This window comes from Arcobacter sp. LA11 (assembly GCF_001895145.1).
Taxonomy (GTDB): Bacteria; Campylobacterota; Campylobacteria; order Campylobacterales; family Arcobacteraceae; genus Halarcobacter.
Map to the genome: position 1 here is coordinate 309749 of NZ_BDIR01000001.1, position 16790 is coordinate 326538.

A 16790-nucleotide genomic window follows, 5' to 3' on the forward strand; every position below is an offset into this window, starting at 1 on the left:
AAAAAGATAGTTATACCAAGCATATAAAACTTGCTCAGAAGGTTTTAAATGGTAAATCTATATCAGTAGACAAGATTTTAAAAAAACTTCTTGAAAGAGCTTATATTGATTTTACAGAGAAAGTAAAATTTTTAAATTTTTTGAATAAAAGAATTTAGAACTTTTGAAGTAGAACTTTTTTGTAAGTATGCAAACGCAACAACAAAAATAACTCCAATACCAAAAGTGAATAAAATACTCAAGATAATTAAAGCAACTAAAATTAATACATAAAATTGTTGAAGTTCACCATCTATAGATAAATCAAAATCTTTATTTGACTTGTTTAAATTTATTGATAAGTTATACTTTAATATAGAATATTTAAAGTTATTTAAAATGATAGTTCCATTTTCAATATTTGATGTTTCTTGTGAATATTCTTCAATACTATTTTTAATTGATTGTAAAACTTCTTCTTTATTTTTTTGTGAAGATATTTCTTTTCTTATTCCAACGTCAAATAATCCCATGTTAATCCTTATAATATTTTATTTAGTATATCAGGATTGCTTATGATGTTTTTAGTTTTAGTGGATGAAAAATATACAGTTGTATATAAAAAGGCTTTATAGCAGACAAGAGCCTGCTATAAAGTTTGTTTATTGCTTAATAATTAAGCGTTTGGACCTTCTAACTCATCAGAGTAATCTGCAGCTGCCATTCTAACAAGCTGTCTGTATCTGTATTGAGCATCAGATTTATTTTTAGCTAGAAGTTCTTCTGCATATGTTGGATTTAATTTCTTTAGAGAAATATATCTATTTTCTTGCATTAAGAATTCTTCATATCTATCCCAGTTTGGTTTCTTTCCAGAAATTTTAATTGGGTTTTTACCTTCATCAATTTTTCTTGGATCGAAGATATAAATTGGCCAGTAACCACAATCAGTTGCTAATTGTCCTTGGTCAACAGATTTCATTAATCCCCCTTTGATACCATGTGCAATACAAGGAGAGTAAGCAATTACTACTGAAGGACCATTATATGCTTCTGCTTCTTTAATAGCTTGAGCAGTTTGTTTTTGACTTGCTCTAGAATTAATTTGTGCAACATAAATATTTCCATAAGTCATAGAGATATATCCAAGATCTTTTTTAGCACTTGCTTTTCCATCATTTGTAAAGTCTGCAATAGAACCAGCACGCGCTGCTTTAGATGATTGTCCACCAGTATTTGAGTAAACTTCTGTATCAACAACAAGTACATTTACATTGTCTCCTGTTGCTAGTACGTGGTCAAGTCCACCATAACCAATATCATATGCCCATCCATCACCACCGATGATCCATTGAGATTTTCTTACAATGTATTTTTTAAGACTAAATAAGTCTGCAACACCTGGTAAATCTTGGTTTTGCTCTAATTGAGGTACTAATTTATCTCTAATCTCTTGAGTTTTCTTACCATCATTTCTATTTTCAATCCATTCTTTGTATAGTACTTTAAGAGGATTAGAAACTTCTTCCATAGTTGCTTCCATAGTTGCTTGCATTCTATTTCTGATAGTCTCATTTGCATGATGCATACCAAACCCGAACTCAGCAGTATCTTCAAATAATGAGTTAGCCCAAGCAGGACCTTCACCTTTTTCATTTTTAGTATATGGAGTTGATGGAGCAGATGCACTATAAATAGAAGAACATCCAGTAGCATTTGCAATCATCATTCTATCACCAAACATTTGAGTAGCAAGTTTGATATATGGTGTTTCACCACATCCTGGACAAGCTGAATGGAATTCGAATAATGGCTTAGCAAATTGCGAACCTTTTAATGAGTCTTTTGATACAAGATAATCTTTGTATGTTACATCATTAAATAAGTAGTCAGCATTTTCTTGCTCACCTTTTTTCTCTTCATCTTCAAACGGAACCATTTTAAGAGATTTTTCTGATGTAGGACAAATATCAACACAAACATTACATCCTGTACAGTCTAAAATTGATACTTGAATTTTATATTTTAAATTTTGGTCTTTTAACCCTTTACCTGTTGCATCAATAGAGTATTTTTTAACACCTTCTGGAGAGTTTGCAAACTCTTCTTTATCAAGTAAGAATGGTCTAATTACTGCATGAGGACACTCAAATGCACATTGGTTACATTGGATACATGTCTCTTCATTCCACTCAGGAACAATAGTTGTAATACCTCTTTTTTCATATTTAGTTGAACCACCTTCAAGAGTTCCATCTTCTCTATTAGTAAAAATAGAAACTGGTAATTCATCACCTTTTGCTGCATTTACAACTTTTGCAAAGTTTTCAACATATTCTGAACCTTTGTATTCAGAATTTACAACTAGTGGACCAGCTACAATATTTGACCATGCAGAATCTACAGGAACTTCTTCAATTCCAGCTTCACCTGAGTCAATTGCAGCATAGTTCATCTTAACAATTTCATCACCTTTATTTCCATATGCTTTTTCTGCATACTCTTTCATATACTCTTTTGCTGTAGTATAATCAATAACATCTGCAAGTTTAAAGAATGCAGCTTGCATAATAGTATTTGTTCTAGTACCTAAACCAATATCTCTTGCTAACTTAGATGCATTGATGATATAGAATTTAACTTTTTTATCTGCTAAGATTTTTTTAACTCTATCAGGAGTTCTTGCAATTACATCTTCAACTGAATGAATTGAATTAAGTAAGAATGTTCCACCTTCTCTAATTTTGTCGATTACTTCGTATTGCTCTAAATAAACTTCTTTAGAACATGCAACAAAACCTGGAGTTGATACTAGGTATGTTGATCTAATTGGGTTTTTAGAGAATCTCAAGTGAGATCTTGTAAATCCACCTGATTTTTTTGAATCATATGCAAAATATGCTTGTGCATACATATCAGTTTTATCTCCGATAATTTTAACAGAGTTTTTATTTGCCCCAACAGTACCATCTGCACCTAACCCATAGAATAGACACTCATTTACCTCTTCAGTAACAGCAACATTTTCTCCTACATCAATTGAAGTAAATGTAACATCATCATTTATACCAACTGTAAAGTTGTCTTTTGCATCTTCTGAAGATAAGTTATCAAAGATTGCGATAATTTGTGAAGGAGGAACATCTTTAGAAGACAATCCATATCTACCACCAATAATTTTTGGTTGTTTTTTTTCATTATAGAATACTGATTTAATATCTAAGTATAGTGGCTCAGCTAATGCACCAGGCTCTTTTGTTCTATCAAGTACACAAATTCTTTCTACTGATTCTGGTAATACATCCATGAAATATTTAGCAGAGAATGGTCTATATAAATGAACTGTTAATAAACCAATTTTTCTACCTTCTGTTTTTTGTAAATAATCAATTGTTTCTTTTGCAGTTTCTGTAACAGAACCCATAGCAATAATAATATCTGTAGCATCTTCTGCACCATAATAAGTAAATGGAGCATAGTTTCTTCCCGTAACTTTAGAAATTTCTTGCATATATTCATTTACGATATCTGGAACAGCATCGTAAAACTTATTACATGCTTCTCTTCCTTGGAAATAAATATCATCATTTTGTGCAGAACCTCTTGTAACTGGTGATTCTGGATTAAGAGAAGTATCTCTAAATTTTTGAACAGCTTCTTTATCTAAAAGTCTGTCAAATACATCATAATCCATAACTTCAACTTTGTTGATTTCATGTGATGTTCTAAATCCGTCGAAGAAGTGCATAAATGGAACTCTACCTTTTACAGCAGCTAAGTGAGCAATCCCACCTAAGTCCATTACTTCTTGAACTGAACCAGTTGCAAGCATAGCAAAACCTGTTGCTCGTGCAGACATAACATCTTGATGATCACCAAAAATTGATAATGCATGTGCAGCTAATGCTCTTGCTGATACATGAATTACACCTGGTAAAAGTTGACCAGCTACTTTATACATATTAGGTATTTTTAATAGTAAACCTTGTGATGCAGTATATGTAGTTGTCATTGCACCAGCTTGAAGTGAACCGTGGAATGTTCCAGCAGCACCAGCTTCAGATTGCATTTCAATAACTTTTGGAATTCCTCCAAATAAGTTTTTCTTACCTTGAGTTGCCCATTTTTCAGTATTATCACCCATTTGTGAAGAAGGTGTAATAGGGTATACTCCCGCTACTTCTGTAAATGCATACGATACATAAGCAGCAGCTTCATTACCATCCATTGTAGCAAATTGTTTAGACATATAGTTTCCTTATATATTTATAGTTTATTTATAGATATTAATTAAACTAAACTTATAAATTCTTGAATTAAGACATTTTTAATAAAGTTTTTTAATTAAAAGTGTAACTTTTGTTTAATTTAAGGTTTTTCAAATAAGCATGATAGACATATGATAATTTAGGGATTTATTTATCGACATATGACAGGTTAATTATAAGTAAAACTTATAGTTTTAAGTTGTTGTTAAGACTCCGAAATCTTTTTTATAAGTTTCACTGCATCAAGGGGATTTTTTGCAATATGAGAAGTATGTTCTTTTAATGTATCTTCTTCTCCATATCCACATAATACTCCAACAGAATTTATTCCTGCAGAATTTGCAGCAATTAAATCAAGTTCTGTATCTCCAATCATCCAAATATCACAAGTATTTTTTATTTGCATTAAATCTAATGTTCTATGTATTGGTTCTGGATGAGGTTTTGGATTTTCGACATGCTCACGTCCTGTAACATGTTCAAAATGTTGCATGATATTCATATGTTCTAAAAGTTGTTCACTATAAAGTCCAGTTTTTGTAGTAACTATAGATAATCTTGCAAATGTTCCCGCAAGTTCAACGGCTTCTTTTGCAAATTCTAGTAGTTCAGTTTGTTGTTTAGATATTTCTCTATATCTATCTTTATAAGCTTCAACATAATCCCAAACAACTTCTTGAGCAATACCTAAATCTTGGTACATTATATCTAGGGGATAACCAATTAAAGATTTTATATCTTCATCTGTTCCTGTAAAATTATAATCTAGTTTTTCAAATGTATGATGAAATGTTGATACAATAGCATCAGTAGAGTCGATTAGAGTTCCATCTAAATCGAAGAGAATAATTTTTTCCATAAGAGACCTTTTTTAATTGTAAAAACAGTGTAATATATTATTCATTATAAGTATATAATACAAAAAGATTAGTTTGCATTTTAGCTTATGGTTTTATCCAATCTTTTTGATTATGTGTAATACCTGTAAAAGCAGGTTCTACATTTTTTATTTCAGAATTTATAACAGTTATAGAGTTTGGAATATATAAAAATAGATATGGAATATCTTCTGCAATTTTTTTAAAAATAGTTTTATAGATTTCTCCAAGTTTTTTTCTATCAATAGTAATAGAACCTTCTTCAATTAATTTATCTACTTCACTATTTTTATATCCAACTAAATTGAATCTTCCTAATTTATCAGAATCAGAATGCCATAAAGGGTAAGCATCTGGCATTAGAGCTAAATTCCAACCTAAAAGTACTGTTTCAAATTTTCTTGGATGTACTATTGTATTTAAAAATGCTTGCCATTCCATAGCTCTGATTTTTACTTCAACACCAACTTTTGCAAGTTGATATTGTAAAATTTGGGCAGCATTGATTCTTATTTCGTTTCCTGTATTAGTAACAAGTTCAAAAGAAAAAGGATTGTTTTTATCATATCCTGCTTCTTTTAAAAGCTGTTTTGCTTTTTTTAAATTAGGTTTTATCTCTTTTATTTTGTCATTAAAAGCAAAACTTCCAGGAAGAAAAGGACCTGTACACACTTTCCCATGTCCAAAATATAATATGTCAACCATCTCTTGTCTATCAATTCCAAGAGATAATGCTTGTCTAATTCTTATATCTTGAAATTTTTTATTTTTAAGGTTAAATCCTAAATAAGCATAACTAAAACTAGGCTTTTCAATAATTTTATAGTCTTTTTTAAATTTATTACTTATTTGTCTATCAATTTGTAAAGGAGTTAATCCTCCTAGATCTAACTGTTTTTGTTTTAGCATTAAAAATGAAGTAGTTGGGTCAGGTAAAAATCTATAATTTAGCTCATCAATTTTTGGTCGACCTTCAAAATAAGTATCATTTGCAATAAGCTTTATATCTGAAGCATTTTTAAATGCCTCTAATTTGTAAGCACCTGTTCCTATTGGATTTTTGTTAAATGAGCTTGTCATAATATTTTTTTCATCTTTTAAAACGTGTTCCGGAAGTATTCCTATCATCCAAGGAACAAGTGCTTTAAAATATGGTCTTTTATAAATTATTTCAACTGTGTATTTATCAAGAGCTTTTACACTTTTTACTTCTTTATAATTAGAAATGATAGAGGTAAATACTTTTGGATTGATAATTGTTTTATATGTAAAGATAACATCTTTTGCAGTAAATTCTTCTCCATCATGCCATTTTACATTTTCTTTTAATTTTATGATTAGTTTAGTTTTTGTTTCAAATTTATATGAACTTGCTAAATCTGTTGTTATATTTCCATCTTTGTCATATTTTAATAAACCGTTAAAAATCCAATCTGCTATTTCTGAACTTGCAGAATCACTTGCTAGAATAGGATTTATTCTACTAGGACTAGAACTCATAGATAGGTTTAAAGTTGATGCAAATATAAAATTAAAGAATAGTGATATTAATATAAAAATTTTCATGAAAGTATTTTATAGTTTTTTTAATGAATAGTTTGTGAAAGGCATAAAAAAAGGAGAAACTTCCGTCTCTCCTTTGTAAAAATTGTAAAAGTAAAAACTTTTGAAAATACCAATTATCTTTTTGAGAATTGAGTAGACTTTCTTGCTTTTTTCTTTCCGTATTTTTTTCTTTCAACAGATCTTGCATCTCTTGTTAATAACCCATAAGGTTTTAAGATAGCTCTGAATTGCTCATCATAAGCAACTAAAGCTCTAGAAATACCATGTCTAACTGCGTCAGCTTGTGCAGAGTAACCTCCACCTAAAGTGCTAACAACAATATTTACAGAAGTTTCTTGTTTAGATACTTCTAGTGGTTGTAAAACTCTTTTTTTAATAGCTTCGTGTCCACCTAACCATGCATCTAAAGATTGACCGTTGATTGTAAGTTGACCGTTTCCGTTCTCTAACCATACTTTTGCGATAGAAGTTTTTCTTCTACCTGTTGCATATACTTTTGCCATTAGTCTTATCCTTTAATTTGCGCAGAGTGTGGGTGTTCAGAACCTGCGTATACTTTTAATTTTTTTAACATTACTTTTCCAAGTTTAGTCTTTGGAAGCATACCTCTTGTAGCTAGTTTATATAATTTTTCAGGGTTATTTTCTAGCATATCAGACATTTTGTGAGTTTTTGTACTACCAAAGTATCCTGAGTGTGTATAGTAATTTTTATCTTCTAATTTTGCACCAGTAAATCTAGCTTTAGAAGCGTTAATAATAATTACATTGTCTCCACAATCTACATGAGGAGTGAATGAAGGCTTGTGTTTACCTCTAAGTAGTGTTGCAACTTCAGTAATAATTCTACCAAAAATTTTATCTGTTGCATCGATAACTACCCAATCTTTTTCGATTTCGTTAGCTTTTGCCATTTGAGTAAATTTCATTTATTTTCTCCGATTTTGTTAATGAGGTGGAATAATAGTGTAGTACTACTTAAATAAACCTTAAATTAAGTAAGATTTAATATTTTATTATAAAATTAGAACCTTTATCAAGTTCACTTTCTATTTCTAGTTTAAAATCATGTAGTTTGAGTATTGAATAAACAATGAAAAGTCCTAGTCCTAAAGAGTTATTCCAACCATTTTGAGAAACTCTATAAAATTTTTGATTTATCTTTTTTAAATCTTTTTCATCTATACCTATACCTTTGTCTTTAATAGATATTGAAGTTTTGTTAATATTAACTGTTACATCATCTTCTGAATATTTAAGAGCATTTTCAATTAGATTACTTAATGCCATACTAAAAAGTGTTTCATCTATCATTAGTTTGATATCTTCACCTTCTAAAAGAATTTCTCTGTTTTTGTACTTTTCTTTTAAATCAGAAATTATATCTTCACATAGAGGTTTTATTGGACAGGAAGTAGTAATAACTTGTTGTTTTCCTTCTTCTAATTTTAAACTTAATCTCAATTTATCAATAATGTCAGACATCTTGTTCCCATTAGAATAAATTTTACTTAAAAATTTCTCTTTCATAGGTTCTGGTAAATCTTTATCATTTAAAATTGTTTCTGCATATCCTGAAATAATAGCAATTGGATTTTTAAACTCATGGGAAATTGCAGATATGATTTCATCTTTTTGTCTATTTGCAAGTTTTAATTTTGCAGTTTGTTTTGCTTTTTGTTTATCTCTTTTTGAAAGTCTTTCAGACACTTTATTTAAAAGACGGGTTATTTTATTAAATTCTTCTGAAAAATCTGAATAGAGTTCATATTTAGGCTTTTTATTACTTAATTCTATTAGATAGCTTAATATTGCATTTGTTTCATCTTTAATCTTGATACTAAGAAAGTAGGTTGCTGCAAATGCCATAATCATGAATCCTGCAATAAATGCAACAATTTGATAAGCTAGTTTTGTAAAGTTCTCTTTTATTTTTGTAGTGTAGTCTGCAAGTCTAATATAAAATATTTCATCATCAATTGCAATTTTTTTTGCTACATAAAGAAGTTCTTCTTGTAAAGTATTTGAAAATCTAATTGTTTTTCCATATCCTTCATATTTTGCATGAACTATTTCATATCTATTTGCATGATTTTCCATTTTATCTTTATTTTTATCACTATCTGCAATAACATTACCTTTTTCATCAATAATAGTAATTCTAAGGCCTGTTTTTGCTTTAAAAGTTTTTATTACATATTCAATATTTGCGAAAGAGGTTAATGATATAGATAAAGAGTCAATATTTTGAGATAAGTTTTTTTCAACTTGATTAAGATATATATTTTTTGACCAATAATATGTAGTTGCACTTAGTACTAATAAAATTAGAAAAAATATTGTTGAGAATGTTCTTAAAAAAAGTTGATGTATTTTTAACAAAATATGTAACCTTCTCCTCTTATTGATTTGATATATTCTTTAGTATTATTTGGATCGATTTTTGCTTTTAATCTTTTTATTGCAACATTAACAGTTTTCAGTTTTTTATCATATGAGTCTTCCCATACTGTTTCTAAAAGATGCTCTCTAGACATCAAGATATCTTTGTTTTTAAGAAACTCTAAAAATAAGTCATGTTCTAAGTGTGTTAGTTCTATTTCTTCTGAATCAATATAGAATTTTTTATTTGATGCTTTATAAGTAATATCTCGTATTTTTAAAATTTCAACATCTTTTGAAGCTCTTTTAATAACTGCTTTAACTCTTGCTAACATCTCTTTTATATTAAATGGTTTTGTAATATAATCATCTGCATGTGAATCAAAACCTTCTAAAATATCTTCATCTTTGTCTTTTGCAGTTAAGTAGATTACAGGGGAGTTATGACCTTTTTCTTTTACTTTATTAATAAAAGTTGTTCCATCAATCCCAGGAAGATTTCTATCCATTAAAATAAGATCAATAGTTTCTTCTTCTAAAACTTTTTCAAGTTTTTCATTTACGCTTAAAAAACCTATTGTTTCATAGCCTTCTTTTTGAAGTGTATACTCCAAAAGTTCTAAAATATCTTCTTCATCTTCAACGATTAGTATTAGTTTATTATTCACTTTTTTAATTTCTTTTCAATTTGTTTTTCATCTTCTTTGATTTTTTTACTTTTTCTATCATCTTCATATTCTATAACAGTATCTTTAGATATTTTTATAACTCCAGGTGAGTATTTAATTGATAAGATTCTAAAAATAAAGAATACAAAAATTACAAAAAGTAAGAATAGAATTGTAAAGTAATCTTTATTTGAATGAGATGCATAAATAATTACATCTCTGATTAAAAAAATGATAAAGATATCAATTACAAATCTAAGTCTAAGCTTCTCTTTTTTAATAAAATCAGAAATCATTTTGACAACTTCCATTATTACAATAAACTCAAGCATCAAAATAATTGTTTTGTGGAATTCATACCCTGCAGCCATAACAATAATAAATATTATTGCAGCTGCAAGTACCTCGTAGTTTGTTCTAAAGTATGTTCTTATTTTAGTTAAAGCTCGTTTCATGAAAAAATTATATCATAATGTAAATTATGCTTGTTCTATCTCTCCACCTACTTCTGCAAATATTAAAAGGTTAGCGATTGATGATGCACGCCCTGATATTTTTTCTAGTTTTCGTAAAGAGCTTAATACTTCAAAATAATCTTTTGAAAGTTCGATATTTTTACTAATAAGTTTTAAAATATTTTTCTCAACCATTGAATATAAATCATCTGTTTTACTATCTTCTACTGAAACTTTATTAAACATTTCTTCAATAACTTTGTCATCTTGTTCTTTTATCATATCTAATGATGTTTGAAGTGCTAAATTCGATGATTTTAGTAAAGGAATAGCAAATTCTAAGATTGTATGTTTATCTAAATCTTCAGTAAAAGATTTTTTAAAAGTCTTAATGAAAATTTTAGAGTAAGTACTTGCTCTTGTTATTTCATTTGTAATTTTTAAAAAAGAAACCATTTCTCTTAAATCTCTTGCTTCTGGTGAATATAATGCTAATGTTTTTACTATTAAGTTATCAATTTCATTTGATTTTGCAGAAATCTTTTTAATTGATAGACTAATATCTTTTAACATTGATAAGTCATTTTCTTTTAGAGCTGAAAGAGAAACTTTATTTGCATGAGTAACTATCTCTCCCATTTCATAAATTTCATTTTTGATTGTAGCTATTTTTTCTTGATATGGTTTTAACATTATCCGAACCTTCCTGTAATATAATCTTCTGTTTTTTTATTTGATGGATTAACAAAGATAGTCTCTGTTTCATCATATTCAATTAGTTTTCCAAGATGGAAAAATGCAGTATAGTCTGCAACTCTTGCTGCTTGTTGCATGTTATGAGTAACTGTAATAATTGTATATTTCTTTTTAAGCTCTAACATAAGTGCTTCAATTTTTTCTGTAGAGATTGGATCAAGTGCTGAAGTTGGCTCATCCATTAAAATAACTTCTGGTTTTACAGCAATTGTTCTTGCAATACATAATCTTTGTTGTTGTCCACCTGAAAGTGAAGTTCCAGGATCAGATAATTTATCTTTAACTTCTTCCCAAAGACCTGCATCTCTTAAAGACTTTTCAACTAGTTCATCACACTCTTTACCTTTTTTTACAAGGCTGTGTTTAAGTGGTGCGTATGCTACATTGTCATAAATAGATTTTGGAAAAGGATTTGGTTGTTGAAAAACCATTCCAATTCTTTTTCTAACACTTACTTCATCTACATCTTTATCATAAATATTTTTTTTATCAATTATAACAGAACCATCGATTTTTACAATTGAGATTAAGTCGTTCATTCTATTTAAACATCTTAAAAAAGTAGACTTTCCACATCCTGATGGTCCAATTAATGCTGTGATTTTATTTTCGTAAAGTGGTACAGTAATATTGTGAAGTGCATGGTTGTCTCCATACCAAAGATTTAATTCTTTTACATTTACTTTTACTACGTTTTTATTTTCTTTTGACATCTTTTCTATCCTTACCATTTTACTTCAAATTTTTTTCTAAGATAAATTGCAAATGCATTTAGTGAGATTAAGATTGTTAATAACACCATAATACCTGCTGCTGTTTTTTCAATATACATTCTTTCTGGCATACCCGCCCATGTAAATAACTGTGCAGGCATAACTGTCGCTGCATCCATTACTGAACTTGGAGCATCTGGAATAAATGCAATCATTCCAATAATAATTAATGGAGCTGTTTCCCCCATTGCTTGTGCAAGACCAATAATTGAACCTGTAAGAATTCCTGGAAATGCTAAAGGTAAAACATGGTCTCTTGTTACTTCAATTTTTGTTAAACCTAAACCATATCCTGCTTGTCTGATTGAGTCAGGTACTGCTCTTAGTGCTGCACGTGAACTTACAATAATAATTGGTAAAGTCATAAGTGCTAAGGTTAATCCCCCAACCATAGGTGAAGATCTTGGAAGTCCAAAGAGATTAATAAATATTGCAAGACCTAAAAGACCAAATAGTATTGAAGGAATAGCTGCAAGGTTATTAATATTTACTTCAATAATCTGTGTAAATTTATTATCTTCTGCAAACTCTTCAAGATATATTGCCGTCATAACTCCAATTGGAAAAGCAAATGCCATTGTGATTAATAGTGTTAATACTGAACCTACAACTGCAGAGTTTAAACCTGCAAACTCTGGAATTTTTGAGTCACCATTTTTAAAGAAAATTTCATTAAATCTTAGTTCTACTTCTCCATAAGCTTTCATCTCGTCAATTAACGCTCTATCTTTTCTTTTTAATTTATAGTAGTGACCTTTTATATATTGGTCAACTTGATCATCTGCTAAAACCCAAGTGTCAACAGTTTTTCCCATAAGTTCTGGATTTGCTTCTACAAGTCTTGGAATTCCTCTTAACCAAGCTCTTGATATAACTTTTCTATATTTTCTATCAACAGCTGTTCTACTATTTTTAATAGTATCTTCATTATATGTAACAGGTACTTTTAAATAAGCTTGTTTAAATGCAGGTGTTCCTTTTGAAATAATATCAAAAAGGAAGAACGCTAAGAATGCAATTGAAAAGATTAAAGAAGATAATGTAAATGTCTTAAATCTTTTTGAACTTCTATGTCTTCCATTTAATGAAGGATCATAAAATGGATTATTTTTATTTTGTTTTTTACTCATAGTGTATTCACTTTATATTTTTCTTTAAATTTTCTGATTAGCATTAGTGAAACAATATTTAAAATTAATGTAACAACAAATAGTGCTAAACCTAAGGCAAATGCTGAAAGAGTTTCAGGAGAATTAAATGCTTGATCTCCTACTAATGCGTCAACTATTCTAACTGTAACAGTTGTCATATCTTCAAGTGGATTGAATGATAAGTTTGGACGTAAACCAGCTGCCATAACAACAATCATTGTTTCTCCAATAGCTTTTGAAAAACCAAGTAGTGTTGCTGAAATAATTCCAGGAAGTGCTGATGGTAAAACAATATTTTTAATAGTTTCACCTTGAGTCATTCCTAATCCTAAAGATGCTTTTCTTTGAGAATCTGGTACGGCTCTAATTACATCATCACTTAAAGAAGAAATTACAGGAATAATCATAATCCCCATTACAACACCAGAAGCAAGTGCAGAGTTAAACGTGGCTTCTAATCCAATGGCTGCAGCACCCTTTACTATTAATGGAGCAACAGTAATTGCAGCAAAGAAACCGTAAACTACAGTAGGAATACCAGCAAGAACCTCTAAGATTGGTTTTAAGTAATCTCTTGTTCTATGCGATGCATATTCACTCATATATATAGCACTACCTAATCCAATTGGAATAGCAACTGCCATTGCAATTACAGTAATCATAAATGTACCAGCAAAAATTGGTACTGCACCAAATTTACTTCCAACAATACCTGGTGACCATTCTGTCCCTGTTAAAAAATACCAAAAGCTTCTTAATTCAAAAAAAGCTAAGGCTTCAAACAAAATCGAGAATAAAATACCAAAAGTAGTTAAAATAGAGATAGTTGAAGCAACTATCAATGCTATTTTTATGGCTTTTTCTTTTATTTCAGTTGATTTATTTTTTGATTCAAATGTATGCAAAAGAATGTACCTTTCTTTATTAATTTTTGATATTGTAAATAATTTAGGTTACAAGATGGTTACAAGATGCAGCAAATCCCCAGCGGATGGTTGTTTTCTTTTGATAGCTTTTTGATTTTTCCTAAGTTAGAATTAAAAGTTTCTATTTTACAATTTTTCTTGATTTCAATAATTGCTGCACTTATACTCAAAAGGTTAAATTTTCTATTTACTCCAAATCTATCTTTTGAAATAATAAATTGTTTTTTTAAGTCTTCTTCTGAGTATAAACTAGAAACACTATTTTTAAATTCTTCTTGTGTTTGATGAATTAAAGAGTAAACATATTCGAATTCTTTATTCTGAAAGCCTACAAAAAAATCATCTCCTCCAATGTGAGCAATAAAGTTTTCATTTGAAATATTTTTTTGTAAGATTTCTGAGAACATTAATATTGCTCTATCCCCTTGTCTAAATCCATAGTGGTCATTAAAAGGTTTGAAATCATTAAAATCAAAATATACTATGTGAGAGTTAATACTTTTTTTAAATACTTTATGAATGAAATTATCAATTTGTTTATTTCCAGGAAGTTTTGTTAGTGGATTTTGATTTTGTGCAATTTCAAGATTTCTTTTATATGAAAGAGATAAAAGATTATTTAGATTAATAAATCCATAATAAATATCATCTTTTCTTACAAAAATTCCTTTGGAATTGTTTCTCATATTGAAAATTTCTAAGGCTTTATCTATTCCCCATGATATATCAATTTCTAACACAGGCTTCATATAGTTTCTAAGTTTTGTTTTAAATGATATGTTTTTTGCAAGTGATAAACCATACTGAGAGTACGAAAGTTCTTTAATATCTACTTCATAAATAACACCTTCAATTTTCTTTTCATTGTTAATAATAGGAACAAATGTATTTTGTGTATTCTCTTTAAAGTATAAAAATAATTCATGTAATGTTGAGTTGATATTTAAAGGCACAATTCTTTCTATATATGATTTATCGATGAAATTGTTATTTATAGCTCTTCTATCTTTTTTAAATAATCCTCTAATATTAGAATAAGATTTTTGAATATGATTTGTAGATAATGAAGGTTTAGCAATTAAGTAACCTTGTATATAGTCTGCTTTTATATCTTTGCATGTATAGTATTCTTCAATTGTTTCAATACCTTCTGCAATTACTTTAATTCCCATTATATGAGCCATTTCAACAATTGAAGAACAAAACAGTCTTTTTTTTGAATCACTATTTATTTTATGTATAAAAAATCTATCTAATTTAATAAAATTTGCTTCTGCAATATATAGTAAATGAAGTCCAGAAATACCTGTTCCGAAGTCATCAATTGCAATATTAAAATTATGTTTTTTGTATATATGAATGATTTTTTTTAGTAAATTTTCATCTTGAAAAGAGTGATGTTCTGTAATTTCAAAACAAAGAGTATCTTGTTTTAGAGATACATCTTTTAACATTTGACTAGTTTCTCCAACTTTAAAATCAGGCATTGTTAAAATTCTATTGTCAATATTATAAAATAGCTTTAAATTTTTTAATTCTATTTCTTTAAATTTTTCAATTGCTTTTTTTCTAAGAAGAATATCTATTTGAAAGAGTATTTGTTTATTGTTTAGTTCATCAAAAAAGTCTTGTATTGACTCAAATCCAAGTTTGTCTGTATTTCTGATTAATGCTTCTACTGCATAGGTTTTACCTGAATAGGTATTTACAATTGGTTGAAAAGCAAAATCAAGTTTGTCAACGTCAATTTTTGTTGACATTAAGTGCCTTTATATTTAAGTAGTTTTATAAATAGACTTTTATCTCTTCTTCGCTCTAACAGATAAAAGTCCATTTATAAAACTAATAAAAGAGAGAAAGAAGTCTCTCTTTTATTTAGTAATTAGTGTTTTTTTAAATCGTCTAAAGTAAGTTTTTTACCCATAGTAACAGATTTTCTAACTTCTTCTCTTTGAGCATCTGGTAAAGCGATAAGTCCGATTTCACCTAAAATACCTTCTTTTCCAATCATATTTTCAGACATGAACATTTCAACATATTTGTTGATTGCAGGAACATCTTTTTTATGAGAGTTTTTAGTATAGAAGAATAAAGATCTAGAAATTGGGTATTTACCAGAAGAAATTGCGTCTGGAGTTGGAGATACACCATCAACTTTTGAACCAGCTAATTTGTCATCATTTTCAACTAAGAAAGAGTATCCGAAGATTCCAAATGCATTTTTGTTTTTAGTTAATTTTTGAACGATGATATTATCATTTTCACCTGATGGAACGTAAACACCATCTTGTCTAACAACAGCATATTTTTTATATTTTTTGTTAGCTTTTTTGTCAGCTTTGTAAAGGTCAGTATATACAGACATTTTTTTGAATGTACCTTTCATAACCATATCTTCGAATGCATCTCTTGTTCCAGAAGACTTTGGTGGTCCGTAAATAATAATTTCTCTATTTGGTAAAGAAGCATCAATTTCTGACCATCTTTTATATGGGTTTTTAACTAATGATTTACCATCTTTAGAAGGAACTTCAGCAGCAACTGCTAAAGCAATTTGTTTTTTTGTTACATTGAAAGGAGTATTTGATTTATCTTGAGCAAATGCAATACCATCGAATCCAACTACAGCTTCAGTGATGTCAGTAACACCATTTTTTTCACACATTTTGAATTCTTTAGCTTTCATTCTTCTTGATGCATTAGTGATATCTGGAGTATTCATATCATTTCCAGCACAAAATAATTTCATACCACCACCTGAACCAGTTGATTCAACCACTGGAGTTGGGTATTTAGTTGTAGCACCTAATTCTTCAGCTACAGCAGAAGCGAATGGGTAAACAGTTGAAGAACCAACCATTTTAATTTGATCTCTTGCACTTAAAGATACAGTAAGTGCTGCAGTTGCTAATAAAGCAATTGTTGTTTTTTTCATTGTCATTTATAATCTCCGTAAAAATTTGTTATGGAAGTTTATAATTTGTTGGTT

Annotated in this window: 15 protein-coding genes; all 15 read right to left on the reverse strand. The window is 28.9% G+C overall.

Annotation, left to right across the window (positions count from 1 at the left end; translation table 11 throughout):
* Positions 1–131: 131 nt before the first annotated feature.
* On the reverse strand, positions 132–512 hold the full coding sequence (locus BT997_RS01620) for a hypothetical protein (RefSeq protein WP_072679635.1): 381 nt from the start codon (positions 510–512) through the stop codon (positions 132–134).
* 143 nt (positions 513–655) lie between these two features.
* The gene (gene nifJ, locus BT997_RS01625; protein ID WP_072679636.1) at positions 656–4228 is read right to left on the reverse strand and encodes a pyruvate:ferredoxin (flavodoxin) oxidoreductase; all 3573 of its coding nucleotides are present in this window, start codon (positions 4226–4228) and stop codon (positions 656–658) included.
* Between the two features lie 224 nt (positions 4229–4452).
* Complete coding sequence (locus BT997_RS01630; RefSeq protein WP_072679637.1) at positions 4453–5106, reverse strand: HAD family hydrolase; 654 nt, start codon at positions 5104–5106, stop codon at positions 4453–4455.
* A gap of 85 nt (positions 5107–5191) precedes the next feature.
* Entirely contained in the window at positions 5192–6691 is a 1500-nt protein-coding gene (locus tag BT997_RS01635) for a peptide-binding protein (RefSeq protein WP_072679638.1), read from the reverse strand.
* A 113-nt stretch (positions 6692–6804) separates the two neighbouring features.
* Positions 6805–7194 (reverse strand): 30S ribosomal protein S9, encoded by a 390-nt coding sequence (rpsI, locus tag BT997_RS01640; protein WP_072679639.1) that lies wholly within the window; start codon positions 7192–7194, stop codon positions 6805–6807.
* A 5-nt stretch (positions 7195–7199) separates the two neighbouring features.
* Positions 7200–7619, reverse strand: coding sequence for a 50S ribosomal protein L13 (rplM, locus tag BT997_RS01645; protein WP_072679640.1), 420 nt, complete (start codon positions 7617–7619; stop codon positions 7200–7202).
* A 76-nt stretch (positions 7620–7695) separates the two neighbouring features.
* The gene (locus BT997_RS01650; protein WP_072679641.1) at positions 7696–9072 is read right to left on the reverse strand and encodes an ATP-binding protein; all 1377 of its coding nucleotides are present in this window, start codon (positions 9070–9072) and stop codon (positions 7696–7698) included.
* Positions 9066–9740: a response regulator transcription factor gene (locus BT997_RS01655; protein WP_072679642.1), complete on the reverse strand. Its 675-nt coding sequence runs from the start codon at positions 9738–9740 to the stop codon at positions 9066–9068. Before BT997_RS01655 ends, BT997_RS01650 begins: the two co-directional genes overlap by 7 nt.
* Complete coding sequence (locus tag BT997_RS01660; RefSeq protein ID WP_072679643.1) at positions 9737–10195, reverse strand: phosphate-starvation-inducible PsiE family protein; 459 nt, start codon at positions 10193–10195, stop codon at positions 9737–9739. The genes BT997_RS01655 and BT997_RS01660 overlap by 4 nt, the downstream gene beginning before the upstream one ends.
* Positions 10196–10219: 24 nt before the next feature.
* Positions 10220–10888 (reverse strand): PhoU domain-containing protein, encoded by a 669-nt coding sequence (locus tag BT997_RS01665; protein WP_072679644.1) that lies wholly within the window; start codon positions 10886–10888, stop codon positions 10220–10222.
* A complete protein-coding gene (gene pstB, locus BT997_RS01670; RefSeq protein WP_072679645.1) occupies positions 10888–11664 on the reverse strand; it encodes a phosphate ABC transporter ATP-binding protein PstB in 777 nt (258 codons plus the stop codon). The genes BT997_RS01665 and pstB overlap by 1 nt, the downstream gene beginning before the upstream one ends.
* Before the next feature lie 11 nt (positions 11665–11675).
* Positions 11676–12854 (reverse strand): phosphate ABC transporter permease PstA, encoded by a 1179-nt coding sequence (pstA, locus tag BT997_RS01675; RefSeq protein ID WP_072679646.1) that lies wholly within the window; start codon positions 12852–12854, stop codon positions 11676–11678.
* Entirely contained in the window at positions 12851–13780 is a 930-nt protein-coding gene (gene pstC / locus BT997_RS01680; RefSeq protein WP_072679647.1) for a phosphate ABC transporter permease subunit PstC, read from the reverse strand. The genes pstA and pstC overlap by 4 nt, the downstream gene beginning before the upstream one ends.
* Before the next feature lie 59 nt (positions 13781–13839).
* Complete coding sequence (locus BT997_RS01685; protein WP_072679648.1) at positions 13840–15561, reverse strand: EAL domain-containing protein; 1722 nt, start codon at positions 15559–15561, stop codon at positions 13840–13842.
* Between the two features lie 122 nt (positions 15562–15683).
* Positions 15684–16742: a PstS family phosphate ABC transporter substrate-binding protein gene (locus tag BT997_RS01690; protein ID WP_072679649.1), complete on the reverse strand. Its 1059-nt coding sequence runs from the start codon at positions 16740–16742 to the stop codon at positions 15684–15686.
* Positions 16743–16790 lie beyond the last annotated feature (48 nt).